25 protein-coding genes are annotated in these 23,615 nt (G+C 64.0%); 14 read left to right on the forward strand and 11 right to left on the reverse strand.

Annotated features, from left to right (window positions below; all coding sequences use genetic code 11):
• Positions 1-344 precede the first annotated feature (344 nt).
• From C7I85_RS26385 to C7I85_RS26415, 7 genes are all read left to right on the forward strand, one after another.
• Complete coding sequence (locus C7I85_RS26385; protein WP_181257408.1) at positions 345-1,160, forward strand: AraC family transcriptional regulator; 816 nt, start codon at positions 345-347, stop codon at positions 1,158-1,160.
• Positions 1,161-1,260: 100 nt separating this feature from the next.
• On the forward strand, positions 1,261-2,040 hold the full coding sequence (locus C7I85_RS26390; protein WP_106726988.1) for an alpha/beta hydrolase: 780 nt from the start codon (positions 1,261-1,263) through the stop codon (positions 2,038-2,040).
• Positions 2,041-2,376: 336 nt separating this feature from the next.
• Positions 2,377-2,586 (forward strand): cold-shock protein, encoded by a 210-nt coding sequence (locus C7I85_RS26395; RefSeq protein WP_106726989.1) that lies wholly within the window; start codon positions 2,377-2,379, stop codon positions 2,584-2,586.
• A gap of 100 nt (positions 2,587-2,686) precedes the next feature.
• Positions 2,687-2,893 carry a hypothetical protein gene (locus C7I85_RS26400; protein ID WP_106726990.1) on the forward strand — a complete coding sequence of 69 codons (207 nt, stop codon included), beginning with the start codon at positions 2,687-2,689 and terminating at the stop codon, positions 2,891-2,893.
• Positions 2,894-2,995: 102 nt separating this feature from the next.
• Positions 2,996-3,214: a hypothetical protein gene (locus C7I85_RS26405; RefSeq protein ID WP_106726991.1), complete on the forward strand. Its 219-nt coding sequence runs from the start codon at positions 2,996-2,998 to the stop codon at positions 3,212-3,214.
• Between the two features lie 235 nt (positions 3,215-3,449).
• Complete coding sequence (locus tag C7I85_RS26410) at positions 3,450-5,759, forward strand: transglycosylase domain-containing protein (RefSeq protein WP_106726992.1); 2,310 nt, start codon at positions 3,450-3,452, stop codon at positions 5,757-5,759.
• Between the two features lie 128 nt (positions 5,760-5,887).
• Positions 5,888-6,637, forward strand: coding sequence for an SDR family NAD(P)-dependent oxidoreductase (locus C7I85_RS26415; RefSeq protein ID WP_106726993.1), 750 nt, complete (start codon positions 5,888-5,890; stop codon positions 6,635-6,637).
• A gap of 70 nt (positions 6,638-6,707) precedes the next feature.
• Here the strand turns inward: C7I85_RS26415 and C7I85_RS26420 are convergent, their stop codons facing one another.
• The 3 genes from C7I85_RS26420 to C7I85_RS26430 all read right to left on the reverse strand — a co-directional run bounded on the left by C7I85_RS26420 (position 6,708) and on the right by C7I85_RS26430 (position 9,589).
• A complete protein-coding gene (locus C7I85_RS26420; protein WP_106726994.1) occupies positions 6,708-8,540 on the reverse strand; it encodes a cation:proton antiporter in 1,833 nt (610 codons plus the stop codon).
• Between the two features lie 185 nt (positions 8,541-8,725).
• Positions 8,726-9,172 (reverse strand): host attachment protein, encoded by a 447-nt coding sequence (locus tag C7I85_RS26425; protein WP_106726995.1) that lies wholly within the window; start codon positions 9,170-9,172, stop codon positions 8,726-8,728.
• A 129-nt stretch (positions 9,173-9,301) separates the two neighbouring features.
• Positions 9,302-9,589, reverse strand: coding sequence for a hypothetical protein (locus C7I85_RS26430; protein WP_106726996.1), 288 nt, complete (start codon positions 9,587-9,589; stop codon positions 9,302-9,304).
• Here C7I85_RS26430 and cysG point away from each other — a divergent pair.
• The 5 genes from cysG to C7I85_RS26455 are packed head-to-tail and all read left to right on the forward strand — an operon-like array spanning position 9,588 to position 14,281.
• A complete protein-coding gene (gene cysG, locus C7I85_RS26435; protein WP_106726997.1) occupies positions 9,588-11,036 on the forward strand; it encodes a siroheme synthase CysG in 1,449 nt (482 codons plus the stop codon). The two genes, C7I85_RS26430 and cysG, sit on opposite strands and share 2 nt — an antisense overlap.
• On the forward strand, positions 11,033-11,341 hold the full coding sequence (locus C7I85_RS26440) for a DUF2849 domain-containing protein (RefSeq protein ID WP_106726998.1): 309 nt from the start codon (positions 11,033-11,035) through the stop codon (positions 11,339-11,341). The genes cysG and C7I85_RS26440 overlap by 4 nt, the downstream gene beginning before the upstream one ends.
• Positions 11,342-11,355: 14 nt before the next feature.
• Positions 11,356-13,026, forward strand: coding sequence for a nitrite/sulfite reductase (locus C7I85_RS26445; RefSeq protein ID WP_106726999.1), 1,671 nt, complete (start codon positions 11,356-11,358; stop codon positions 13,024-13,026).
• Positions 13,001-13,741, forward strand: coding sequence for a phosphoadenylyl-sulfate reductase (locus C7I85_RS26450; RefSeq protein WP_106727000.1), 741 nt, complete (start codon positions 13,001-13,003; stop codon positions 13,739-13,741). Before C7I85_RS26445 ends, C7I85_RS26450 begins: the two co-directional genes overlap by 26 nt.
• Before the next feature lie 9 nt (positions 13,742-13,750).
• Positions 13,751-14,281 carry a DUF934 domain-containing protein gene (locus tag C7I85_RS26455; RefSeq protein WP_106727001.1) on the forward strand — a complete coding sequence of 177 codons (531 nt, stop codon included), beginning with the start codon at positions 13,751-13,753 and terminating at the stop codon, positions 14,279-14,281.
• Positions 14,282-14,314: 33 nt separating this feature from the next.
• Here the strand turns inward: C7I85_RS26455 and C7I85_RS26460 are convergent, their stop codons facing one another.
• The gene (locus C7I85_RS26460; RefSeq protein ID WP_245445119.1) at positions 14,315-14,464 is read right to left on the reverse strand and encodes a hypothetical protein; all 150 of its coding nucleotides are present in this window, start codon (positions 14,462-14,464) and stop codon (positions 14,315-14,317) included.
• A 491-nt stretch (positions 14,465-14,955) separates the two neighbouring features.
• Here C7I85_RS26460 and grpE point away from each other — a divergent pair, with 491 nt between their 5' ends.
• Together grpE and C7I85_RS26470 are read left to right on the forward strand one after the other, a co-directional pair.
• Complete coding sequence (gene grpE, locus C7I85_RS26465; RefSeq protein ID WP_106727003.1) at positions 14,956-15,588, forward strand: nucleotide exchange factor GrpE; 633 nt, start codon at positions 14,956-14,958, stop codon at positions 15,586-15,588.
• A 122-nt stretch (positions 15,589-15,710) separates the two neighbouring features.
• The gene (locus tag C7I85_RS26470) at positions 15,711-16,343 is read left to right on the forward strand and encodes a trimeric intracellular cation channel family protein (protein WP_106727004.1); all 633 of its coding nucleotides are present in this window, start codon (positions 15,711-15,713) and stop codon (positions 16,341-16,343) included.
• A 12-nt stretch (positions 16,344-16,355) separates the two neighbouring features.
• Here C7I85_RS26470 and C7I85_RS26475 read toward each other — a convergent pair whose 3' ends face one another.
• The 7 genes from C7I85_RS26475 to C7I85_RS26505 all read right to left on the reverse strand — a co-directional run bounded on the left by C7I85_RS26475 (position 16,356) and on the right by C7I85_RS26505 (position 23,607).
• Positions 16,356-16,715: an MmcQ/YjbR family DNA-binding protein gene (locus C7I85_RS26475; RefSeq protein WP_106727005.1), complete on the reverse strand. Its 360-nt coding sequence runs from the start codon at positions 16,713-16,715 to the stop codon at positions 16,356-16,358.
• 5 nt (positions 16,716-16,720) lie between these two features.
• Positions 16,721-17,596, reverse strand: coding sequence for a GNAT family N-acetyltransferase (locus tag C7I85_RS26480; RefSeq protein ID WP_106727006.1), 876 nt, complete (start codon positions 17,594-17,596; stop codon positions 16,721-16,723).
• 193 nt (positions 17,597-17,789) lie between these two features.
• Positions 17,790-20,066: a PAS domain-containing hybrid sensor histidine kinase/response regulator gene (locus C7I85_RS26485; RefSeq protein ID WP_106727007.1), complete on the reverse strand. Its 2,277-nt coding sequence runs from the start codon at positions 20,064-20,066 to the stop codon at positions 17,790-17,792.
• A gap of 87 nt (positions 20,067-20,153) precedes the next feature.
• Entirely contained in the window at positions 20,154-21,143 is a 990-nt protein-coding gene (locus tag C7I85_RS26490; RefSeq protein ID WP_106727008.1) for an MDR family oxidoreductase, read from the reverse strand.
• A 60-nt stretch (positions 21,144-21,203) separates the two neighbouring features.
• Complete coding sequence (lspA, locus tag C7I85_RS26495; protein ID WP_106727009.1) at positions 21,204-21,698, reverse strand: signal peptidase II; 495 nt, start codon at positions 21,696-21,698, stop codon at positions 21,204-21,206.
• Positions 21,695-22,543: a TrmH family RNA methyltransferase gene (locus C7I85_RS26500; protein ID WP_106727010.1), complete on the reverse strand. Its 849-nt coding sequence runs from the start codon at positions 22,541-22,543 to the stop codon at positions 21,695-21,697. Before C7I85_RS26500 ends, lspA begins: the two co-directional genes overlap by 4 nt.
• Entirely contained in the window at positions 22,540-23,607 is a 1,068-nt protein-coding gene (locus C7I85_RS26505) for a class I SAM-dependent rRNA methyltransferase (protein WP_106727011.1), read from the reverse strand. Before C7I85_RS26505 ends, C7I85_RS26500 begins: the two co-directional genes overlap by 4 nt.
• Positions 23,608-23,615: the final 8 nt, after the last annotated feature.

Consider the following 23,615-nt stretch of genomic DNA (forward strand, 5'->3'; position numbering starts at 1 on the left):
ACCGACGAACAGATCCATGGGCAGGGCTCCTTGACCAGTTAAGCTTGAGGAGCCTGCCCGCAGATTGAAATCCTGTCACCCCCGCAGCGGGAGCGCCACGGGAGCCCCAATCATCCGATCTCTTTTTGCCGATCTTGCTGTCGTCGGTTACGACCAGCTGCGACTAAGGACATATTAGGAAGCGCTTTCGGCTCGTGCTAACGTTTCTTGCTCGTCGAAGCGGATCAACTCGGCCAATGCCTCATCGTGCCAGAGCAGAGTCCACGAGAAATCCCGTCGCTGTGGCGGTCGGTCTGCCGGATGCACCGGCATTGACCACCACGCGCGCGGCTCGGGGAACGGGAATGGAGTTCCTCGAGCTCAACTGCGAGCGGCGCAACGCCGGCGTCACCGTACCTGTGCGCGAAAATGCCTTTCTGATCGCGCTTCAGCTGAAAAAATCCACCGATTTCGACCTGTTCGCAGGCGGTAGATTCATCCAGCCCGAGGGTTTTGAGGCCGGGGAAACCGCCATCTTCGACCTCAGGATGGAACTGGCCACCGACCTGCGCGACCCGTTCCACGCCATAAATCTCTACGTGCCGCACAAGGCCCTTCTGGCCATGGGCGACGAGGGGGACATACCGCGGCATATCCAGGAACTCCGCCATACAGTTGGCGAAACCGTTCGCGATCCGGTCGTCCGCGATTTGCTGCTGTCCATGCGCCCGGCGCTGGCAAGACGGGAGGAAATTCCCGAACTGTTTGTGGATCACGTGGCATTGGCTCTTTCGATCCACCTTGCCGGTAAATACGGCAACGTCGCGCAGCTGCCGCGACAATGGGGCGGCGGTCTCGCACCGTGGCAGGAGCGCCGGGCCAAGGAACTGATGGAGGCCAATATCGATCGCGGCCTCACCCTGGAGGCGCTGGCGCAATCGTGCAGCCTGTCGAAACGGCACTTCACGCGCGCTTTTCGGCAGTCGACCGGGCTGGCGCCTTACCAATGGCTGCAACATCGCAGGATAGACAAGGCAAAGCAGCTCTTGGCGAAATCCGCCATTTCGCTCAGCGCCATCGCTCTTGAGTGCGGTTTCGCAGACCAGAGCCACTTCACCCGCGCGTTTTCGCGCGTTGTCGGCGTTACGCCAAACAGCTGGCGCCGCACGAAGCTCGAATAGATTTGGCCAGATCGTTCCAGGTTTGGCCATTTCGTTCACGATCCCAGGGCCGCACCTTCATAGCATCTCGACTGTCAAGGTTCTGAAAGGAGAACTACAGATGTCGAGTTTGTTCACTTTGCTTGCCGCCGCCTCCGCGCTCGCGCTTGGCGTCAGCGCAACAGCAACCAAAGCTCACGCGGCCGACGTGAAATCCGTCGTGCTCGTGCATGGCGGCTTCGTCGATGGTTCCGGATGGCAGGGCGTCTACGATGTCCTGAAGAAGGACGGGTATGACGTAACGATCGTCCAGAATCCCACGACCTCGCTGGCGGACGACGTTGCCGTCACCAAGCGCGCCATTGCCGCGGCACCCGGCCAGGTTGTTCTTGTGGGTCACTCTTATGGCGGCGTCGTCGTCTCGGAGGCCGGCACCGATCCCAAGGTGGCGGCAGTCGTCTACATCACCGCCTTTGCGCCGGACGCTGGCGAGTCGGTTTCAAGCCTGATCGCCAACCCGGCACCCGGTGCGCCGGTGCCGCCGATCCTGCCGCCGGTCGACGGTTTCCTGTTCCTCGACAAGGCCAAATTCGCCGCCTCGTTCGCCGCCGACGTCAAGCCGAGCCTGGCATCCTTCATGGCCTATTCGCAGGTTCCTTGGGGCGTCGCCGCTTTGGATGGCAAGGTTACGGCTCCCGCCTGGAAGGCGAAGCCGGCCTGGTACATGGTCGCGACGGAAGACAAGATGATCCCGCCCGAGGCACAACGCGCCATGGCCAAGCGCGCCGGCGCAACGATGGCCGAGGCCAAGGGCAGCCACGCGATCTATGTCTCGCAGCCCAAGGCCGTGGCCGAGTTCATCGAGAAGGCCGCGAAGGGCGTAAAGACGGCGGCACAGTAGGTACGTGTCGCCTGCCGCGCGAGCGGGAGTGAGGACGGGCGGCTTTGCCGCCCGTTTTCCGCCAAATGAAAAAAAGCCGGTCTCCGCCAAGAACGAAAATGGGGTGCCTCGGACGATCCGTAACACTTCCCCTCGGATGTCGTCCGGAGCGAGATGAATCTTGTGGCAAACCTTGCCGCAGCCTTGGTTCGCCCTTATATCCTTGCATCGATCTTGCTGACGAACGTTGTTTCTGTGCCCTGGCGCCCAGACGATCTTCCTTCTCAATTTCGACGATTGCGACGCGTGGCACAAAGCCAGGCGTCGAACCCGTGTATCCATTTGAAAGGAAATCTCGTGGCAACCGGAACAGTAAAGTTTTTCAATTCCACCAAAGGCTTCGGCTTTATCGAGCTGGGCGACGGACAGCCGGATGTGTTTGTTCACATTTCTGCCGTCGAACGGGCTGGCATGCGCTCGCTGGTCGAGGGTCAGAAGGTAAGCTTCGACATCGTCCAGGATCGCCGTAACGGCAAGAGTGCGGCCGAAAACCTCCAGGCGGCATGACGCGATGGCGCTTCTGGTCTTTGACCACGGATGTACTGGCACTGGCCGTTGAGGCGCCCAGGAGAAGGTCGGGGAGTTCCCGGCCTTTTTCGTTTGAAGGATGATCATCATGAATGGAGAAAAACCACACAGGCAGCAGGACAAGGGAGAGACCACGACCAGGATCGCCCGCGAGATAGTGGACGCGGAGATCGCGAAGCGAGAGGCGAAGACGCAACGCCTGAAGTCGGCTCGCTTGGCGAGCGAGGCTGCGGAACCCGCACAGAGCAACAAGGTGGCAAGCAAGAAGCGGCACAAAAGCATCTGACTGATGGTCGATGCTTGGCGTTCGGATGGGAGCTCTGTTGTTGGCTGGACTTCGATCGCGGACGGTGGTTCAGTCATTCGTCCAGTTGAGGGGAGAGAGCTTATGCAGGACGGCAAGAGCGCAACCATCGTCGGGCTGAATCACGATTTGAAAAACAAGCGTTCCTTCGTGCAGCTGGTCTGGGATGATGAATCCGACAAGCACCTTTCATTGGCTGTCCGGTTCGGGTGCAGCCTGGATGATCTTCCATCCGAGGCCGCCAAGGCAGTTGCCGAATTGGTGTCCGAAGTGTCTTCCCTGCGCCTCAATTCGGTAGGCTGATACCAGTCAAGCGACGTCATATAGGTCGGTTGCGGGACCTTTCACCTCTGCCCTCCAGAGGTCGAGCCGCCTTGCACATGAAACGCCTGGGTAGCGGCGCTAACATGCGGTAACGCGCTCCGCGTAGAGCGCTGTTCTTCCACGACTTTTTCGAAAATTGTCTTAAACCCTCCTTAAATCGCCTCAATTACTGTCCACTCGACCCCACCGGATAATGGGGCAGGCAGCGAGCGGCATGGCAAGGAAAGACACACGTATCGAACCGACCTTCGGCGATCCCGCCGAAGATGAGGACGAGTCTGGCCTGTCGGTCAGCGAGGACGATCGTGTCATCCCCACTTCGCGACGCGTGAGAGAGCCTGCGCCGCGCCGCAAGCGGGACAGAGCCGAGCGACTGGACAGGGACGAGAGAGAAGACAGGGTCGAGGCGATCGAGAGGGCGCCGCGGGCGCGTCGGGGCAAGGTCAAGAAACGTCGCGGGCTCTTTGGCGGCTTGATGCGCCTCGTCTACTGGACCTTCGTGCTGGCGATCTGGGGCGGCATCGCCGCAGCCGGCGTCGCCATCTATTACGGCGCCAAGATGCCGTCGGCCACCTCCTGGGCCATTCCGGACCGTCCGCCGAATGTGAAGATCGTCGACGTTGACGGAAAATTGCTGGCCAATCGTGGCATGACCGGCGGCGAGGCCGTCGGCCTGCACGAAATGTCGCCATACATCCCGCAGGCCGTCATCGCCATCGAGGACCGGCGCTTCTATTCGCATTTCGGCGTCGATCCGCTCGGCCTCGCCCGCGCCCTGGTCGGTAACCTGACCCGCGGCCGCGTCTCGCAGGGCGGCTCGACGCTCACCCAGCAGCTGGCCAAGAACCTGTTCCTCAAGCCCGACCGCACGCTCGAGCGCAAGGTGCAGGAGGTGCTTTTGGCCCTCTGGCTCGAGCAGAAGCACACCAAGGACCAGATCCTCGAAATGTACCTGAACCGGGTCTATTTCGGCTCCGGCGCCTATGGCGTGGAGGCGGCCTCGCGCCGCTATTTCGGCAAGTCGGCGCGCGATGTTTCCTTGTCGGAAGCGGCATTGCTGGCGGGGTTGCTGAAGGCTCCGTCAAAACTCTCGCCGGCCCGCGATCCCAAGGCGGCCGAGGCCCGCTCGCAGCTCGTGCTGGCTGCCATGCGCGACGAGAACATGATCACGGACAAGGAGCTGGCAAGCGCCATGAGCGCGCCTGCGACGCGCGCTGCGTCCTACTGGACGGGTTCCGAGCACTATGTCGCCGACCGCATCATGGAAGAGCTGCCGGGGCTGATCGGCGAGGTGCGCTCCGACGTCGTCATCGATACCACCATCGACCTGACCCTTCAGGATCTCGCCGAGAAATCGATCCGCCGCCTGATCGACGAGAACGGCCAGAAGCTGAATGTCAGCCAGGGCGCGCTGGTGTCGATCGACAATTCGGGCGCCGTGCGTGCCATGGTGGGCGGCTACGACTATGCCAATAGCCAGTTTGACCGCGCGGCCGAGGCGCGTCGCCAGCCGGGCTCGGCGTTCAAGCCCTTCGTCTACATGGCGGCGCTGGAGCATGGCCGCACGCCCGACAGCATGCGCAACGACGCGCCGATCAAGATCGGCAAGTGGGCACCGGAGAACTACAACGGCAAATATTACGGCCAGGTCACGCTGGCTACGGCGCTGGCCAAGTCGCTGAACTCGGTCGCCGCGCAGCTGACCATGGAGGTGGGACCGGAAGCGGTGGTCGAGGCGGCGCATCGCATGGGCATCGAGTCGCCGCTGCAGGCCAACACCTCGATCGCGCTCGGCACGTCGGAGGTCACTCCGCTGGAGCTGACCTCCTCCTATGTGCCCTTCGCCAATGGCGGCTATCGCCCGGAGATCCACTTCATCCAGCGGGTGACGAGCGCCTCGGGCGAGATCCTCTACGAACACACCAACACCAATGCGCCGCGCGTCATCCGGCCCGAGATCGTCGGCATGATGAATGCGATGATGACCGGCACGGTCGAGGTCGGAACCGCCAAGAAGGCGGCATTCAACTGGCCGTCCGCCGGCAAGACCGGCACCAGTCAGAATTCGCGCGATGCCTGGTTCGTGGGCTATACCTCGAACCTGACCACCGGCGTCTGGTTCGGCAATGATGACGGCAAGCCGATGAAGAAGGTCACCGGCGGCGCGCTGCCGGCGCAGGCCTGGCATGAGTTCATGGTGGCCGCGCATGAGGGCGTGCCGGTGGCGCCGCTGCCGGGCAACTGGAAGCCGGCGCCGCCTGAAGAGCTTACCGATCCGGGCGCGATGCCTTCCGTGCCGATGGCGGGCGACCAGCCTCCGGCCGCACCGCCAGTGGGCCAGAACCAGCCGGTCGACGTTACGACCGCGATCGACACGGCGGATCAGGACGACGGCGGCGGCTTCGTGCCGATGCCACAGCCAGTCCCGACCGGCTCCGTCGGGCGGCCGGTTCCGCAGGCCGATGTCGGCGGCCCGGTCGTCAAGCGCCAGGGCTCGATCCTCGACGTGATCTTCGGCAACTAGAGCATTTTGCAGCCAAGCGGATGCGCTTGGCTTCGCACAAATGCGGCTGGGACAATAAGGCGGCTGCGGCCAACCGCCTCTCGCCAGCGGGCGCTCCATCGTCTACATAGCGGGCGGGAGATTGCATCATGACCGCAGCCGACACTCGTAAGACCATCGTCCTGACCGGCGCCAGCCGTGGCATCGGACATGCCACCGTCAAGCGCTTTTCGCGTGAAGGCTGGCGCGTCATCACCTGCTCGCGCCAGGATTTTGCCGAGAATTGCCCTTGGCCGGCCGGGCCCGAGGATCACATCAAGGTGGATCTCGCCGATCCGGAGGATGTCGGCCGCGCCGTCGCCGAAATCCGCCACCGGCTGCAGGATCAGGGCGGCAAGCTGCATGCGCTGGTCAACAATGCGGGCATTTCGCCGAAGCTCAAGGACGGCAGCCGCATGAACTCGCTCGACACGCCGATGCATGTCTGGCGCGACGTGTTCCAGGTGAATTTCTTTGCGCCGATCATGCTGGCGCGCGGCCTGTTCAAGGAACTCGTCGCCGCGCAGGGCTCGATCGTGAACGTCACCTCGATTGCCGGCACGCGCGTGCATCCCTTCGCCGGCACGTCCTACGCCACGTCGAAGGCGGCGCTCGGCTCGCTGACCCGCGAGATGGCGCACGATTTCGGTCCGCATGGCATTCGCGTCAACGCGATTGCGCCGGGCGAAATCGATACGGCCATTCTTTCGCCGGGCACCGAAAAGATCGTCGAGACGATCCCGCTCAGGCGGCTTGGCTCGACGTCCGAGGTGGCGGACATCATCTACTTCCTGTGCTCGAGCCAGGCGTCTTACGTGACCGGCTCCGAGATCCACATCAATGGCGGCCAGCACGTCTGACCGCCATCGTTATTGCAGCATGATCTCTTCCGAAAACCGGTCCCGGCTTTTCGGGACCGTGCTTCAGCCTTTACTTCGCCGGCACCTGCTCGGGCTCTTCGTCCTGCTTGGCTTCTTGCTTGGCAGGTGAAGCTTCGGCATCGTCCTCGAGCACCTGCTCGACGATGCCGCGCGCGATTTCCCGTTCGCCCATGATCACCATGTCGGCGCCAAGATTCTTCAGGTGCTCGACCTCGGCGTCCGAATGCGCGCGCGCAATGATCTTGATCGACGGGTTGGCGGCCTTGGCGCGCTGGATGATCTGGCCTGCCTCGAAAGCGTTCGGGATGGCCAGGATAAGGCGCTTGGCGCCGGCGGGGTTGGCCGAAGCGAAGACGTTGCTGTTGGCGGCATTGCCGGCTACGGTTTCGATGCCGTCGGCATTCAGGCGGGCCAGCGTCTTGTCGGCATCCTCGATCACCAGGAAGGGCAAGCCCGTTTCCTTGAGCGATTTGCCGACCAGGCTGCCGACGCGGCCGAAGCCGATCAGGACGGTGTGGTCGGTGAGCTTGGTGGGCACCGGCCCGTCATCCTCGCTTGCCTCGACCGGCACAGGCGCCTCGGTGGCGACTGCACCCGCCTCGGTGGCCGGGCCGACCGGCTTCTTCACTTCAGGCGCAGGGGAGGGCTTGCCGAAGCGCTTTTCGAGGCGTGGCGATAGCCGCCCCAGTATGGCGAAGACCACCGGGTTGAGCAGGATCGACAATATCGCGCCAGCCAGGATCAGGTCTCGCCCTTGCTCGGGCAAGAGGTCGAGCCCGACCCCAAGCTCGGCAAGGATGAATGAGAATTCGCCGATCTGCGCCAGGCTGGCTGAAATCACCAGCGCGGTCGCAATCGGATAGCCGAAGGCGATGACGATCAGGAAAGCCGCCACCGACTTGCCGATGATGATGATGAACAGCGTCGCCAGGATCGGCCAGGTGTTCTCGATCAGGCTGCTGGCATCGAACAGCATGCCGACCGACACGAAGAACAGCACCGAGAAGGCATCGCGCAGCGGCAGGGATTCTTCCGCCGCCTGATGGCTGAGCTCGGACTCGCTCATGATCATGCCGGCGAAGAAGGCGCCCAGCGCCAGCGACACGCCGAAAAGCTTGGCCGCACCAAAGGCGACGCCGAGTGCAATCGCCAGCACCGCCAGCCGGAACAGCTCACGCGAGCCGGTGTGCGCCACATAGTGCAGGATCCACGGAATGACGCGGCGGCCGACGACGATCATCAGCAGCACGAAGACCGCGACCTTGGCCAGCGTGAAGGCGACCACACCCCAAATGCCGAGATCGAATTGCAGCGCAAGCGGGCCGCCCACCGGAGCCGCCGCCTGCTGCTCGCCGCCGAGCACGCCCGAAAGTGCTGGCAGAAGCACCAGCGCCAGCACCATGGCGAGGTCTTCGACGATCAGCCAGCCGACGGCGATGCGCCCCTTCTCGGTCTCGATCATGCGCCGCTCCTGCAGCGCGCGCAGCAGCACCACGGTACTGGCGACGGAAAGGGCGAGGCCGAACACCAGGCCGGCGCCCAAGGACCAGCCCATCATCCAGGCAAGGCCTGCGCCGAGGGCGGTGGCAAAGGCGATCTGCACGATGGCGCCCGGCAGCGCGATGGCGCGCACGGAAAACAGGTCCTTGGCCGAGAAATGCAGGCCCACGCCGAACATGAGCAGGATCACGCCGAGTTCGGCGAGTTCGGGCGCAAGGTGCTGGTCGGCAACGAAGCCGGGCGTGTTGGGGCCTACCAGAACGCCCGCGAGCAGGTAGCCCACGAGCGGCGGTATGCGAAACCTGTTCGCCAGCGCACCGAAAACGAATGCCAGCCCCAGACCGGCGACGATGGTTGCGATAAGGGGCGTATCATGCGGCATTGTTCGTGTGTCGCCTTCCTGAAAATCATTGAACAAAGGGTGGGGGTGGGCGACGGAGGGCCGCTCCCTTTGCAATATGGGTTACGGGCTTGCGGTTGCGCAACCCCGCAAGCCTATGGATTTCATCTGAAATTCAACTTTTCTGGAAAATTCCAGTTCTGGCCGGGAAGTGGGGCAAGGCTCAATCAGCCTTCCTTCAAGATCTTTTCGATCTCCCAGACGGAGTGGTTCGTCAGCGTCTTCGGCACTTCGGCCACCACGCGCGCATCCACTTCCTTGTGCAGCTTCTTGCGCAATTCGCCGATGACGGCCGGCGGTGCCACGAGCACGATGTGCTCGAATTCGTTGCGGTGCGCCATGGCATAAAGCTGCTCGGCGATTTCGTCGGCAAACCGCTCCTTTGAGATGCGATGCCAGTCGGTGACCTCGATGGAACTGCGCGGCGTGCTGGGGGTGTCCATGCGGCCGGGCCGGTCGGTGCCTTGTTCGCGCGTCGGCGGATTGCGCTCCTGCACGCCGCCCACCACTTCCAGGTCGGGATATTCCGCGTCCCCACGGTTCCTCAGGTAAAGCGCCTTCTCACCATCCGCTACCAGAACCCAGATGTCGTGCTTCAGCCTGACGCCGCTCATACTGCCTCCTTCGCTGCCGATTTCGGACTATGCAGCGCCTTTTGTGATGCCGGAGTTCAAACGCGGCTCATTTCAGGATGTTCCGTTCGCAGGGAGGTCCGGTCGGCAAGCGGCTTAAATTCTATAAATTCAGTAGAATTTGAAAATGGAAGATTTTTCTTCTTTTGCGCGGATTTCCGTCTTCGGCTCCGGAATTCCTGGCCGGAGGTGGTCTTTCAGCACGCTGCGAAGCCTCTCGAAAAACAGCAGCTGCGGCTGGCCAGCAGCGCTGAAGATGGCGCCAGAATTATTTTTCTCTTTGCTTTGTTGCGGGAGGAAAAGCGATTGCGTCCGCTGTTTGGCCGCGCGAGTGGGTTTCTTCTGGTTTCGAGGGGCGGGCGGTACAAATTCCGGACGAACCGGAAACCTAATTGCCATGACGCAGTCGCCCGCCAAGCTCAACGCCTTCCCCGTCTTCATGCGGGTAGAGGGCCAAGCCGTGGTCATCGTCGGCGGCGGCGATGAGGCTTTTGCCAAGGCGCGGCTGCTTGCCCAGTCGAGCGCCAGGCTTGTGGTCGTCTCGGATGAGGTCGCGCCGGAATTCGCGGCCTGGATCGCGGACGGTGCCGCCACCCATATCGATGCCGTTTACCAGCCGTCGCAGTTGAAGGGCGCGGCCTTGGTCTTCGCTGCCACGGGCGATGCCGGGCAGGATCGTACCGTCTCGGAGGACGCGCGGCGGCTGGGCATCCCGGTCAATGCCGTCGACCGGCCTGAACTCTGCGACTTCTTCACGCCCGCGCTCGTCAACCGCGCGCCGCTGGCCATTGCGATCGGCACGGAAGGTGCGGGCCCTGTGCTCGCGCAGATGGTGCGGGCCAAGATCGACCGCATGCTGTCGCCGTCGCTCGGGTCGCTTGCGGCACTTGCCAGTTCCTTCCGTGAAGTCGCCGAAGCGCTCTTGCCGAAAGGCAATGCCCGTCGGCGCTTCTGGCGGGAGTTTTTTGCCGGTGCGCCGGCGCGCGCCATGGAGCGTGGCGAAGCCTTGGCTGCTCGCCGCGCCGCGGCAGATCTTCTCGGCGACACCGACGCCGCCGCCGGCCATGTCGTGCTGGTCGGTGCCGGTCCTGGCGCCGAGGATCTTCTGACGCTGCGCGCCCATCGCCACCTGATGGAAGCGGACGTCATCGTCCATGATGCCCTGGTGCCCGAGGCGGTGATAGCCATGGGCCGCCGCGATGCCGAGCGCCTGCCGGTCGGCAAGCGCAAGGGCTGCCACTCGAAGTCCCAGGCCGAGATCAACGATCTGCTGGTCAGGCTGGGGCGCGAGGGCAAGCGCGTGGTGCGGCTGAAGTCCGGCGATCCGCTGGTGTTCGGTCGCGCGGGCGAAGAGATGCAGGCGCTGCGCGATGCCGGCATTTCCTACGAGGTGGTGCCGGGCGTCACCGCCGCCTTCGCCGCCGCGGCCGATTTCGAACTGCCGCTGACGCTCCGTGGCGTGACCTCGTCCATGGTCTTTACCACCGGCCACGACCTCAAGGGCAAGTCTCTGCCGGACTGGGCAAAGCTGGCCATCTCCGGCGCGACCGTCGCGGTCTATATGGGCCGCTCGGTCGCCGCCGATGTCGCGACGCGCCTGATCGAGGCAGGGCTTGCCGCCGACACCGCCGTCGCGGTCGTCGAAAACGCCAGCCTGGCCGGCCGCCGCAAGTTCCACGGAACGCTGGCCGACCTGCCTTCGCTCGAAGAACGCACGGACCTGACCGGCCCGGTCATGACCATCATCGGCGATGCCGTTGCCGGCGCCAATTTCGAAGGCTCCGAGCCGCTGGTCCGGCGTCGTGGCAACATTGGAAACAAGAAGTTCGAGGAACGCGTGGCATGAAGATTTTGACCGCCAATCGCCTGACCGATGGCGAAGCCGTGTGGTTTTCGACCGATCATCGCTGGATCGAGTCCATCGAGGGCTCGGAGATTGCCGCCGACAAGGCTGCCGAGGAGCGCCTGGAGGCAATCGGCAAGGCAGCATTGGACAACAACCAGGTGGTCGACGTGAACCTGATCGATATTCAGCTGGTCGACGGCGAAATCCGCCCGCTGCGGCTGCGCGAACAGATCCGCGCCGCCGGCCCCAGCAATCGCACCGATCTCGGCAAGCAGGCCCGCCCCGAAGTTTCGCGAGCCGCGTAAGAAAGACGACGACGATGTACCGTTACGACGAGTTCGACCATGATTTCGTGAAGGCCCGCACGGCCGAGTTCGCCGACCAGGTCGAGCGGCGCCTTGCAGGCGAAATCACCGAGGAGCAGTTCCGGCCGCTGCGGCTGATGAACGGCGTCTATCTGCAGCTGCATGCCTACATGCTGCGCGTGGCGATCCCCTACGGTACGCTGAACTCGCGCCAGCTGCGCATGCTGGGCCACATCGCCCGCAAATACGACAAGGGCTACGGGCATTTCACGACGCGCCAGAACATCCAGTACAACTGGCCGGCGCTGTCGGACATCCCGGCGATCCTGGCCGATCTCGCCAGCGTCGAGATGCATGCGATCCAGACCTCGGGCAACTGCATCCGCAACGTGACTGCCGATCACTTCGCCGGCGCCGCCGCCGATGAGGTCGCCGATCCTCGGCCCTATGCCGAGATCCTGCGCCAGTGGTCGACGGTTCACCCGGAGTTCTCCTACCTGCCGCGCAAGTTCAAGATCGCGGTCACGGGTGCCGAGCGCGACCGCGCCGCCATCCAGGTCCACGACATCGGCCTGCATCTCAAGAAGAACGCGGCCGGCGAGCTCGGCTTTGCCGTCTATGTCGGCGGCGGCCAGGGGCGCACGCCGATAGTCGCCAAGAAGATCAGGGACTTTTTGCCGGAGGAGCACCTGCTTTCCTACACCACGGCGATCCTGCGCGTGTACAACCTGCATGGCCGTCGCGACAACAAATACAAGGCGCGCATCAAGATCCTCGTGCACGAGACCGGCGTCGAGGAACTCAGCCGCCAGGTCGAGGCCGAATGGCAAGAGCTGAAGGACGGCGAACTGAAGCTGCCGGAGGCGGATGTGCAGGCGATCACCGCCTATTTCGCGCCGCCCGCGTTCGTGGCGCGCCCTGAAGGCGACGAGGCGGTCAAGCAGGCACGGCTGGACAGCCGCGGCTTTTCCGAATGGCTGGCGCAGAACGTCACCACTCACAAGCATCCCGATTATGCCGCCGTCACGATTTCGCTGAAGGGCATCGGCGAAGCACCGGGCGACGCCAGCGACAGCCAGATGGAGGCGGTTGCCGACATCGCCGAGAAATACGCCTTCGACGAACTGCGTGTGAGCCATGAGCAGAACCTGATCCTGCCGCATGTCGCCCGTGCCGATCTGAAGGCCGTCTACGACGCGCTGGTCGAGATCGATCTGGCCACCGCCAATTCGGGCCTGATCAGCGACATCATCGCCTGCCCGGGCCTCGACTACTGCGCGCTGGCCAATGCCCGCGCCATCCCCGTCGCGCAGGAGATTTCGCGCCGCTTCGCTTCGCTGGAGCGCCAGCGCGACATCGGCGAGCTGAAGCTCAAGATCTCCGGCTGCATCAACGCTTGCGGCCATCACCATGTCGGCCACATCGGCATTCTCGGCGTGGAGAAGAAGGGCACGGAGCTCTATCAGGTGACGCTCGGCGGCTCGGCCGACGAAAACACCTCCATCGGCGAGATCGTCGGTCGCGGTTTTGGACCGGAAGAGATCACCGACGCGATCGAAACGGTGGTCGAGACCTATCTGAAGGTGCGGCTGGACCGTTCGGAGAAGTTCATCGACACCTATCGCCGTCTCGGCGCTGCCCCGTTCAAGGAGGCGCTCTATGGCAGCGAAGCAAAGGCCGCTTGACGCCGAGACGCAGGCAGCCGAACTCGACAGCCTCTATGCCGAAAAGCCGCCGCTCGAGATCATCGAGCAGGCGGTGAAGCGGGATTTCGCCGGTGAGGTCGCGGCGGTTTCATCCTTCGGGGCGGATTCGGCGGTGCTGTTGCACATGATCGCAACCGTCGACCGCTCGGTGCCGATCGTCTTCCTCGACACCGGCAAGCACTTTGGCGAGACGCTGGACTATCGCGATGCGCTGATTGCCGACTTCGGGCTGACCGATCTGCGCATCGTCACGCCCGAGCAGGCGGCGCTCGACCGCGACGACCCGGACGGCAAGCTGCATCTGTCGGACACCGAGGCCTGCTGCGCCATCCGCAAGGTCGAGCCGATGGCGCGCGGCGTCGAGCCGTTCCGTGCCTGGTTCACCGGGCGCAAGCGTTTTCAGGCGACGACGAGGGCTGCGCTGCCGGCCTTCGAGGCCGTCGGCAGCCGCATCCGAATCAATCCGCTGGCGCGGTGGAGCGCCGCAGACCTTGCCGACTACATGCGCACCAACGGCCTTCGCGAAAATCCGCTGGTCGCCTATGGCTATCTGTCCATCGGCTGCTTTCCCTGTACCCAGCCCGTCAAGCCGGGGGAGGATGCCCGCAGCGGCCGCTGGGCCGGGCAGGCAAAGACCGAGTGCGGCATCCATCTGTCCGGCCTCGACCGGTCGCTGAACAATTCTTCGATCTAGGGAACAATGATGTCTGAAACCAACGCGCAGCCGCGCCTCTGGACGCCCGAAGGTTTTCGCGAGGACGACTGGACGCATGCCGATAGCGCGGAGGCGCTGGCGGGCAATGGCCGCTTCATCCTGCCGCTGCAGGCCTTCCTCGATCTCGATCCGCAGGTGAGGGAAGGGGCAAAGGAGCGGCTTGGCGTGCTGTTGCAGCCGGGCGAGCAACTCGACAAGATCGAAGGTCTGCTTGATCAGTTGTCGCTGGTGGCGCTGGCCTTCCCGGCCTTCAACGACGGCCGCAGCTTCTCAAAGGCCGAACTGCTGCGCCGCCGCCATGGCTTCACAGGTGCCGTGCGTGCAACCGGTCAGGTGCTGGTCGACCAGCTTCCGCACATGCTGCGTGTAGGTTTCGATCAGTTCGAGGTGTCGCATCCGACCCTTCTGGCGCGGCTCGAAGCCGGCCGTGTCGGCGGCTTGCCGCTGCACTACCAGCCGGCGGCCAAGCCGGCCGAGAAGGGCGCAAAATACTCCTGGCGTCGAGTCGCTGCTGGATGAATGGTCTCGGCCCGACCTTGATCGCAGGCGCAGTCAGCGCCTGCGCGGGTGGCTTTGCGAACCTTCCTCTTCATCCAGTCTTCCCAGAAGATCGAGAAGACTGCGCGGCAGTTCCGGATCAGGCTTGAAGGCGGGAAGCGAACGCATAAAACGTGTCAGCGTTTCGCTGCCGAACTGGCGCATGATCTCGGTCGCCAGAGTATTGGGTATGTTTTCACTGCCTCGGGCCATTGCCCCAAACCTCTCAATTGGCCTGAAAACTCCTGCAACCCCGAAATGGTTCCTTCAGCACTCCGCCAGTGCAACTATTCGTGAATGCTATAGTAAAGATTCAACTAAAATGGAATCAATCGGATGGGCGATGAACCAAGATCAGAATCTAATAATCTGATCGAAATCGAATGGTGAAATCTACCTCGGCCAAGACGGGCGCAGAGCCGGAAATACTCACCGTCCACAGATCTTTCGCTTTCGGAAAGCCATGAAATCCGTCCGGTAATGGAACCTCTTTGCGCCGTTTTGCGTGCGGGTTAATGCCGTTTCTGGTATTATCGAGATAGGAAGTCTGACAGGCGGCTTCGGTGACACGCAGTTGCCGACCCCTTGATTTTTGGCGGCCGAACCTCGATATCGGGCCCAACTTTTCCAATCTTCAGACAATGACGGGATAAGCGATGAGCGATCAGGAAAAACACGAACGCGCGCCCGAGGAGAACGAGGCCATGGAAGCAGCAGCCGAGGCCAAGGCCGGCAGCGAAAGCGACTATGAAGCGCTTGTGCGTTTGATGAAGGAAAACGAAGAGCTCAAGGAGCGTGCGCTGCGCATCGCCGCGGACATGGAGAACCTGCGCCGCCGCACCGCCCGCGACGTGCAGGACGCTCGAGCCTACTCGGTGGCGAACTTCGCCCGCGACATGCTGGGTGTTTCCGACAATCTGCGCCGCGCCATCGATGCGGTTCCGGCCGACGCGCGCTCCGGCGGCGATGCCGGCCTCTCGTCCCTCCTCGAGGGCGTCGAGATGACCGAGCGTTCGATGCTTTCGGCGCTCGAGCGTCATGGCGTGAAGAAGCTTGAGCCGGAAGGGCAGAAGTTCGACCCGCACTTCCATCAGGCGATGTTCGAGGTTCCCAACCCCAATGTGCCTGCCAACACGGTCGTGCAGGTGGTGCAGCCGGGCTACTCGATCGGCGAGCGCGTGCTGCGTCCGGCCATGGTGGGCGTGTCCAAGGGCGGTCCTAAGCACAATGCGGCAGACAGCGCGGCCGAGCCCGGCCCGATCAACGAGCAGGCCGAGAAGGACGCCTGACGGGCCTCTTCCGCTTTTTGACATCGATCCCGGACATTGCGTGAGGCCCCGGGATCGCGCATCTTCGCCGTCACAGGCGGCGTTGCATCGGCAGGTGCCGCCCAGAAGGCCGGGCGGACACGATGACACTACTCCAGCTTCTCGATTATGCCGGCGTGGCCGTATTCGCGGCCACCGGCGCGCTGGCGGCCTCGCGCAAGCAGCTCGACATCATCGGCTTCCTGTTCCTGGGCAGTATCACCGGGATCGGCGGCGGCACGTTCCGCGACTTGATCCTGGGCATGCCGGTGTTCTGGGTTGGCAACCCGGCCTATGTGCTGGTCTGCGTCGGCATTGCGGTGCTGGTCTTCTTCACCGCCCATCTCGTGGAATCGCGCTACAAGCTCCTGCTCTGGCTGGATGCCGTCGGCCTGTCCGCCTATGCGGTCATGGGTGCTGCGAAGGGGCTGGATGCGTCGGGTTCGCCCACGGTCGGCATCGTCATGGGCGTGCTCACCGCCACATTCGGCGGCATCCTGCGCGACCTGCTGGCCGGCGAGCCCTCGGTCCTGCTGCGTCCGGAAATCTATGTCACGGCGGCGCTGACCGGTGCCAGCGCCTTCACGCTGCTTGACTTTCTGCATGTGCCTCTGTCGATTTCGGCCCTGGTGGCGTTTGCCACTGCCTTTTTGGTGAGGGGCGGCGCGCTGAAATTTGGCTGGTCCTTCAAGACTTACAAGAGCCGGCCTGGCCGCAGGCCGGAGGACATTCCCTGAGGGGGCAGGCGACTACAGCGCGTGCCGCGTCTTCCAGGCCTTCACCAGCGTCTTCGGCGCCTGGCGCAGCCAGGCCTGCTCCAGCCTGAGATGCAATTCATCGAGCGAAATCGCGTCCAGATGCACCAATATTGCCGGCCATCCGACATAGTGCTCTGTTTCGAAATAGATTTCCGGCGCGGCTTCGAGCAGGAACTGCTTGTCTTCGAGAGAGCAGCTTAGCACTGCCGTTTCGGCATCCTTGATCCGGCAAAGCAATTTGTTGCCGATCTTCAGCGCCGGTGTCCCATAGGACACCCCTTCGACCACTTCCGGCAAACCTTCGGCTGCTTTGTGCAGTTTTTCGAAGGCTCGGGAGAGGTCGTTGCTCACGCCATTCAGGCAGCGAACCGCTGCGCCTCGCTGCCGTAGTAGTTGATGTAGCGGCTGCTGATTTCCTTGACCGGCAGCACGACGAAGACGTCCACAGTGCCGAAATCCTCATCGATCACGCAGCCGTCGCCGATCCGCGCGCCAAGCCGCAGATAGCCCTTGATAAGCGGGGGCATGGCAACGATCGCCGACTTGGCGCTGATCGCCTCCTTCGGCATCAGGTCCATGCTGCTGTAGCGTCCCGGCACGGCCCGGACGTCCCAGACGCCGTCGGTGCGGCAGTGATGGTGCAGATAGGAAAGCGCCTCGGCATGCGCCGCAGGCACGGTTCCGTGGAACGATGCGCAGCCCGCCATGACGTCGATGTCGTGACGGTTCACATAGGCCCAGATGCCTTGCCACAGCACCTCGATGGTGCGCTTTGAGCGGTATTCGGCCAGCACGCAGGAACGGCCCAGTTCCAGGAAGCGGCGGCCGGGGTGGCGCGCAACCAGGTTCTTCAGCTCGAATTCGTCTTCGGAATAGAAGCCGCCGGCGGCAACCGCGCGCTCCTGGCGCAACAGGCGATAGGTGCCGACGATGCGCTTGTGCTCGGGGCCGGGAAGGGCGGTGTCGACCACAAGCAGATGGTCGCAGATCGCATCGAAACGGTCCGCATCGCGGCGTTCCGGAGCAAGGCTGGTGTCGTGCTTGGCGCCCAGCTCGTCGTAGAAGACGCGGTAGCGGACTTCCTGGGCGGCGGCGATCTCGTCTTCATGGCGCGCCAGGCGCACTTCGAGCGTGCCGATGCGGCCAAGAGGCTCGTCCGCGAAGGATTGGGCGGCAAGCGCTACGCCGCTGGCATCCGGAAATGCGTCTCGCTTCGACAGTACTGTCTGCACGGATGATTCTCCTTCGAGGCCGTCCACATGCAGCGGAATAGATTGAAAGTGCAACAGGATTGTGACTGTACCTTGACCATTCCGGCCGGGCAACGATTGCCGGCCAACGATGTGCCAGCCGGCTAAGGGCTGTGGAAAAGGTAGGGCTTGCTGCACCTTTAGCAAGTTCCCCGCGCAGGAATGTCACGCCCGGTCAGGCCGACGCCTGCTCCATGACCGCGCGCACGAGCGCTTCGGGGTCGAGCGGCTTGGTGACGAAGCCTGTGGCGCCGTGAGCCAGAACGGCGTGGCGGGTCTTTTCCTGGCTGTCGGCCGAAAGCACCATGATCGGCACGGCCGTGCTTCCGGTCTCTTCCTCGTGCCTGCGTATGGCTGCGATGGCGTCCAGCCCGTCCATCACCGGCATGTGCAGATCCATAAGGACAACGTCATAGCGCGTGGGGCCGACGGCAGCCTCCACGGCCGCCTTGCCGTTGCCGACCACCTCGACCTTGTGCCCCGCCTTGGTCAGGGTGGCCTTGGCGAGCAGCGCGTTGATGTCATTGTCCTCGGCGATCAGGATGGACAGGCTGGGCGTCCGATCCCGGGCAATGTCGCCGGACAGTCGCCAATTCGGCGCTGCCATTGGAGCGGCGGGCGAGGTTAACGCCGACAGAAGAATGCGCAGCAGGGTTTCGCCGCGCACCGGGCGGGCGAGGAACGTCGAATAGCCATTGCGGCGGAACTCGCCCAGCATGCCGCGATCGGTCGGCGCAATCAGCGTGATCGCCTCGCAGCCGGCAAAGCCCGAGCGGCGCAGCCGCTTGAGCGTGCCGCCGTCGGCGTTTTCCAGCGCGGCATCGACCAGCAACGTGTCGCAGCCATCGGCCAGCGTGGCGGCCTGCGCCACGGTTTCCGCAATCTCCATCGTGCCGCCATGCGCGGCGATGGTGCGGGCGATGGCCTCGGCTTCGACCCTGTTGGTGGAGAGCATCACCGCGTGGCGACCGGCCAAGACCTCGCCACGAACATTGTCGCCCTGCACGGCCTCGGCGGCCGGTATGGCGAAGGAGAACTCCGAGCCCTTGCCCAAGTCGCTTCTGACGCTGATCTCGCCGCCCATCGACTGCACGATGCGCCTGGAGATCGCAAGGCCGAGGCCTGCGCCGCCATGCGTCCGGGTCGAGGTACCGTCGGCCTGCTCGAACTCTTCGAAAATGCGCTCCAGATCTTTCTGGCGAAGGCCTTCACCGGTATCCGTGACCGAAAAGCGCAGCATGTTCGATCTTTCGCCGGCAGTGCAGGTCACCGTCATCAGCACGCCACCGGTGTCGGTGAATTTAATGGCGTTGCCGATCAGGTTGAGCAGCACCTGGCGCAGCCGGCCCGGATCGGCGGTGATCATCTGCGGCACGTCGGGCGCGACATGACAGCCGAGGCCGATGCCTTTGGCATAGGCGCGCGAGGCCAGCAGTTCCACGACATTGTCGGCGATCTCGCGTGGCGACATCGGCTGCGGCTCCGGCTCGAACCGCCCGGCCTCGATCTTGGAATAGTCGAGCAGGTCCTCGATCAGCGCCAGAAGCGCGCTGGCCGAGGTCGAGACGGCGCCCACATAGGTGCGCTGTTCCGGCGAAAGCGCGGTGTCGGCTAGAAGCTTGGCCATGCCCATGATGCCATTCATGGGCGTGCGGATTTCGTGGCTGACGGCAGCCAGGAAGCGCGACTTGGCCTGGCTGGCATGCTCGGCCCGCTCGCGCGCATGGATGAGCGCGTTTTCCGCCCGCTTGCGCGCGGTGATGTCGCGGGCAATCGCCCGGTGCGAAACGGAATTGCTTTCCTTGTCGCGCACCGACAGCTCGATCCAGGAAAACCAGCGCGGCCCGCCGGGCGCGCGGATGGCCACGTCGGTGGAGCTCAGGCATTCGCCATCGGCGAAGGCGGCGTCCGGGACGATGCCGACCTCGACGCCAAGCTCGGAAAGGGTGCGGCCGGCCAACATGGGCGCGTCCAGGCCCAGGAGATCGGCGAAGACGCGATTGGCATAGACGATGCGCCCATCGCGGTCGCGATGGACCACGAGATCGCCGAGCGCGTCGATCAGGCCGTGGAAGCGCTCCTCGCTTTCCTGCAGCTCCCACATCCGGTCGGCCAGGGTTTCGATCTCGGCGTGGCTTGGGGCGGCCGCATTGCGCGCCGCGCTGACGGCGGCTCTGGCTCCGGCCCGGAAGGCCAACAGCAGGCCGAGCCCGAACCCTCCCGTCGCCAGAAAGCCGAGGCTGATGGCGTAGGGAGCGCCGGCTAGCCAGGCGAGGCCGGCAAAGGCCAGGACGGATATGATCAGCGAATGGAAGAGGTCCGCGGCGCCCGAGTTCGGCAGGCTGGGCGTCGGAGGCGGCGGCGGCGCCTCGGGGCGCGGCAAAAGATGCGGTCCGGCCGGGAGAAGCGGCTCGGCACTGTTCGGCTCAACCTTGATGGCTTCCGTTCGCATGCCGCCACCCTAAGGAACAAGCCTTAGGGAAGCTTTTGGCCGATCGCTCGAATTTTATCCGTTGCCCGAAAATCGCCGGTCGGACGACTACATCTCGACGACCACGCGGCCCCTGATCTTGCCTTCGACGATGTCGTGGGCGGCCTGGATGATGTCATCGAAGCCGATGGGGGTCGAAAGCGCCTCGAGCTTGGCATGATCGAGATCGGTGCCAAGACGCTGCCAGGCTTCCAGCCTGAGCGCCTTCGGCGCCATCACCGAATCGATGCCGAGCAGCGAGACGCCGCGGAGGATGAAGGGCGCCACGGTTGCGGGTAGGTCCATGCCCTGGGCAAGTCCGCAGGCGGCGATGGCGCCGCCATAGGAGGTCATGGAAAGCACATTGGCCAGCGTGTGGCTGCCGACCGAGTCGACGCCGCCCGCCCAGCGCTCCTTGTTAAGCGGCTTGGCCAGGCCGGAAAGCTCTTCACGCGCAATGATCTCGGCGGCGCCGAGATCGTGCAGATAGGTACTTTCGGCAGGGCGGCCGGTCGACGCGATGACGTGGTAGCCGAGCTTGGAGAGGAGCGAGATCGCTACCGAGCCGACGCCGCCGGCAGCGCCGGTCACGATCATCGGGCCGCGATCGGGCGTGATGCCATGGCGCTCCAGCGCCATCACGGAGAGCATTGCGGTGTAGCCGGCGGTGCCGATTGCCATGGCAGTGCGCGCGCTCATGCCTTCCGGCAGCGGCACCAGCCAGTCGCCCTTCACCCGCGCCTTGGCGGCATAGGCGCCGAGATGCGTTTCGCCCAGGCCCCAGCCGTTGAGGACGACCTTGTCGCCTTCCTTCCAGTCAGGGTGCGAAGACGACAGGACCGTGCCGGCGAAATCGACGCCCGGCACCATCGGAAAGCGCCTGACGACCGGCGACTTGCCGGTGATGGCCAGGCCGTCCTTGTAGTTCACCGTGGTGGCGTCGACGGCGACCGTCACATCGCCTTCCATCAGGTCGGCGTCGGAAATCTCGGTCACGGCGACGGACTGCTTCTTGTCCTCGTCGCGCGAGATGAGGATCGCTTTGAAGGTGTCGGACATGAGGCTCCCCGTCATTTTGTCGTCAATCGCCTTAGACTTTGAGGTGGCCGGCGGGCGAAATCAATTGTTCGATGGTGGCACGGCTTTGCCGCGGCGCCAGACAAAGAGCTCGTCGATCAGCACGAACCCCGCGCCGACCGTGATGAAGGCGTCGGCCAGATTGAAGATGGCAAACGACCAGACCGGCGTGTGAAACAGGATGTAGTCGATCACATAGCCGTAGACCGTGCGGTCGATGAGGTTGCCTATCGCGCCGCCAATGATCATCGCAAAGCCGATGCGCGCCAGCACCTGCCTGGGCCCGGACCGGAACGCCAGATAGAGCACGAAGGCAACCACTGCGAGCGAGACCAGGATCAGCCCCTTGTCGCCGAAGGAGGAGAACATCGAGAAGGCGACGCCGGTGTTATAGGTGCGATAAAGCGCCAGGAAGGGCAGGATACCGACCATGTCGTGCATGAAGAGATTGGTTTCGACGAGGAATTTCACCCACTGGTCGACCGCGACGACAAGCGCGGTCAACAAGGCATAAGGCAGGAGCGATTTCCAGGTCATGCACCATCCCTTGCGTCGAGGCTCAGCGCGCCGCGCCGGATCTCATAGAGCATGACGCCGGTGGCGACCGCAAGATTGAGCGAATCCGCACGGCCCGCCTGCGGGATGCGCAGCAGCCGGTCGCAGCTCTCGGCCAGCGTGTCGGGCAGGCCCTGCTGCTCGTTGCCCATCATGAGCACGACCGGCTTGCCTTTGAAATCCACGGAGCGGTAGTCGACCGCGCCCTTGAGATGGGTGCCGGCCACGATGCCGGGGAAATGCTTGCGCCAGGCCAGAAACGCCTCGGGCGTGGCCTTGGCCACCGGAACGGCGAAGATCGAGCCCATGGTGGCGCGCACCGTCTCCAGCGAGAAGGGATCGGTGGTCTCGCCCACCAGGATGACGCCCTTGGCTCCCACAGCATCCACGGTGCGGATGACGGTGCCGAGATTGCCGGGGTCGCGCACGCGGTCGAGCGCCACCCACACGTCGCTGTCCTTCGGCCGGATGTCCTTGAGCGGCAGGTAGCGCTGCGCGAAAACGCCGACCACCATCTGCGGGTTGTCGCGCCGGGTGATCGAGGTCAGCACCTTTTCGGAGACTTCAAGCACCGTGCCGCCGGCGGCAACCGTGCGTGCCGCCACCTTCTCGATGGTCGGGTTGCCGAGGCCGGCCTTGGCGAAGATCAGCGTCTTGATCGACCAGCCCAGGTCGAGCGCGTCGATGACCAGCTTCAGCCCCTCGGCCATGAAGGCGTTCTGCTGGTCGCGGAATTTCTTCAGCGCCAGCGCCTTGATGTCCTTGACCAGCGGATTGGCGAGGCTGGTGACTTCCTTGACCCGTCCGGGCGCGCGATGCTCGGTCATTTTGCCAGCCACCGTGAGAAGAGGGATGTCGAAAGCGCACGGCCGCCGGCCTTTTCGCGAATGATGAGCTCGCCCGATTCCACCACGCCGCCCATGCCCGCAAAGGTATCGCGCATCAGCGCATGGATGGCGAAGAAGGAGGCGCGGATGGAATAGGCCGTCAGCACCACGGCAAGCGGCTTCGGCGTCAGGATCGAACGGCAGATGTCGGTCAGCGCCGGCAGGTCTTCGAACAGCTGCCACACCTCGCCCTTCGGCCCGCGCCCATAGGCGGGCGGGTCGAACAGGATGATGTCGTAGGCATTGCCGCGCCGCTCCTCACGCTCGGCGAATTTCATCGCGTCCTCGCAGATCCAGCGGATCGGCTTGTCGGTGAGACGCGCAATCTCCTGGTTCTCGCGCGCCCAGCCAATGGCCTTCTTCGAGGCATCGACATGGGTCACTTCCGCGCCGGCGCGGGCCGCGACCAGCGAGGCAAGGCCGGTGTAGCCGAACAGGTTCAAGACCTTCACCGGGCGCTTGGCGTCGCGGATCAGCCCAGCCATGTGGTCCCAATGCGAAGCCTGCTCGGGGAAAACGCCGACATGGCGGAAGGAGGTGAAGCGGCCGAGATAGTCGATGCCGTCATGGCGCATCGGCCAGGTTTCGCCGAGCGGCGTTTTTGGAAAGCGCCAGCGGCCCATGCCTTCTTCGTCGGTGTCGCCGGTGAAGACGGCGTCGACATTGTTCCATTCCTTGGCCGGCAGCGCGCGCTGCCAGATCGCCTGGCCCTCGGGGCGGACGATGCGATAGGGGCCGTATTGCTCCAGCTTCTCGCCATTGCCGCTGTCGAGCAGGGCGTAGTCGTCGTTCGGCAGGACTTCTAGGATCGTCGGCAGCCGCTCGGCGGGCAGGGCGCCTTCGCGGCGCACGAGCTCGCGGGGAGGAGTTTTGGGCTCGGGCGCCGATTCGATCTTCGCAACCGGGCGCGGCTCTTCGCGCGGGCGTGCGGGCATCGGTGCATTACCACCCTTGCGAGGGGGCTGAGGCCGGCTGTCGCGGCGTTTATCACGCGGGTTTTTCAAGAAGTGAC

The sequence above is a fragment of the Pseudaminobacter soli (ex Li et al. 2025) genome (assembly GCF_003012705.1).
Taxonomy (GTDB): Bacteria; Pseudomonadota; Alphaproteobacteria; order Rhizobiales; family Rhizobiaceae; genus Pseudaminobacter; species Pseudaminobacter soli.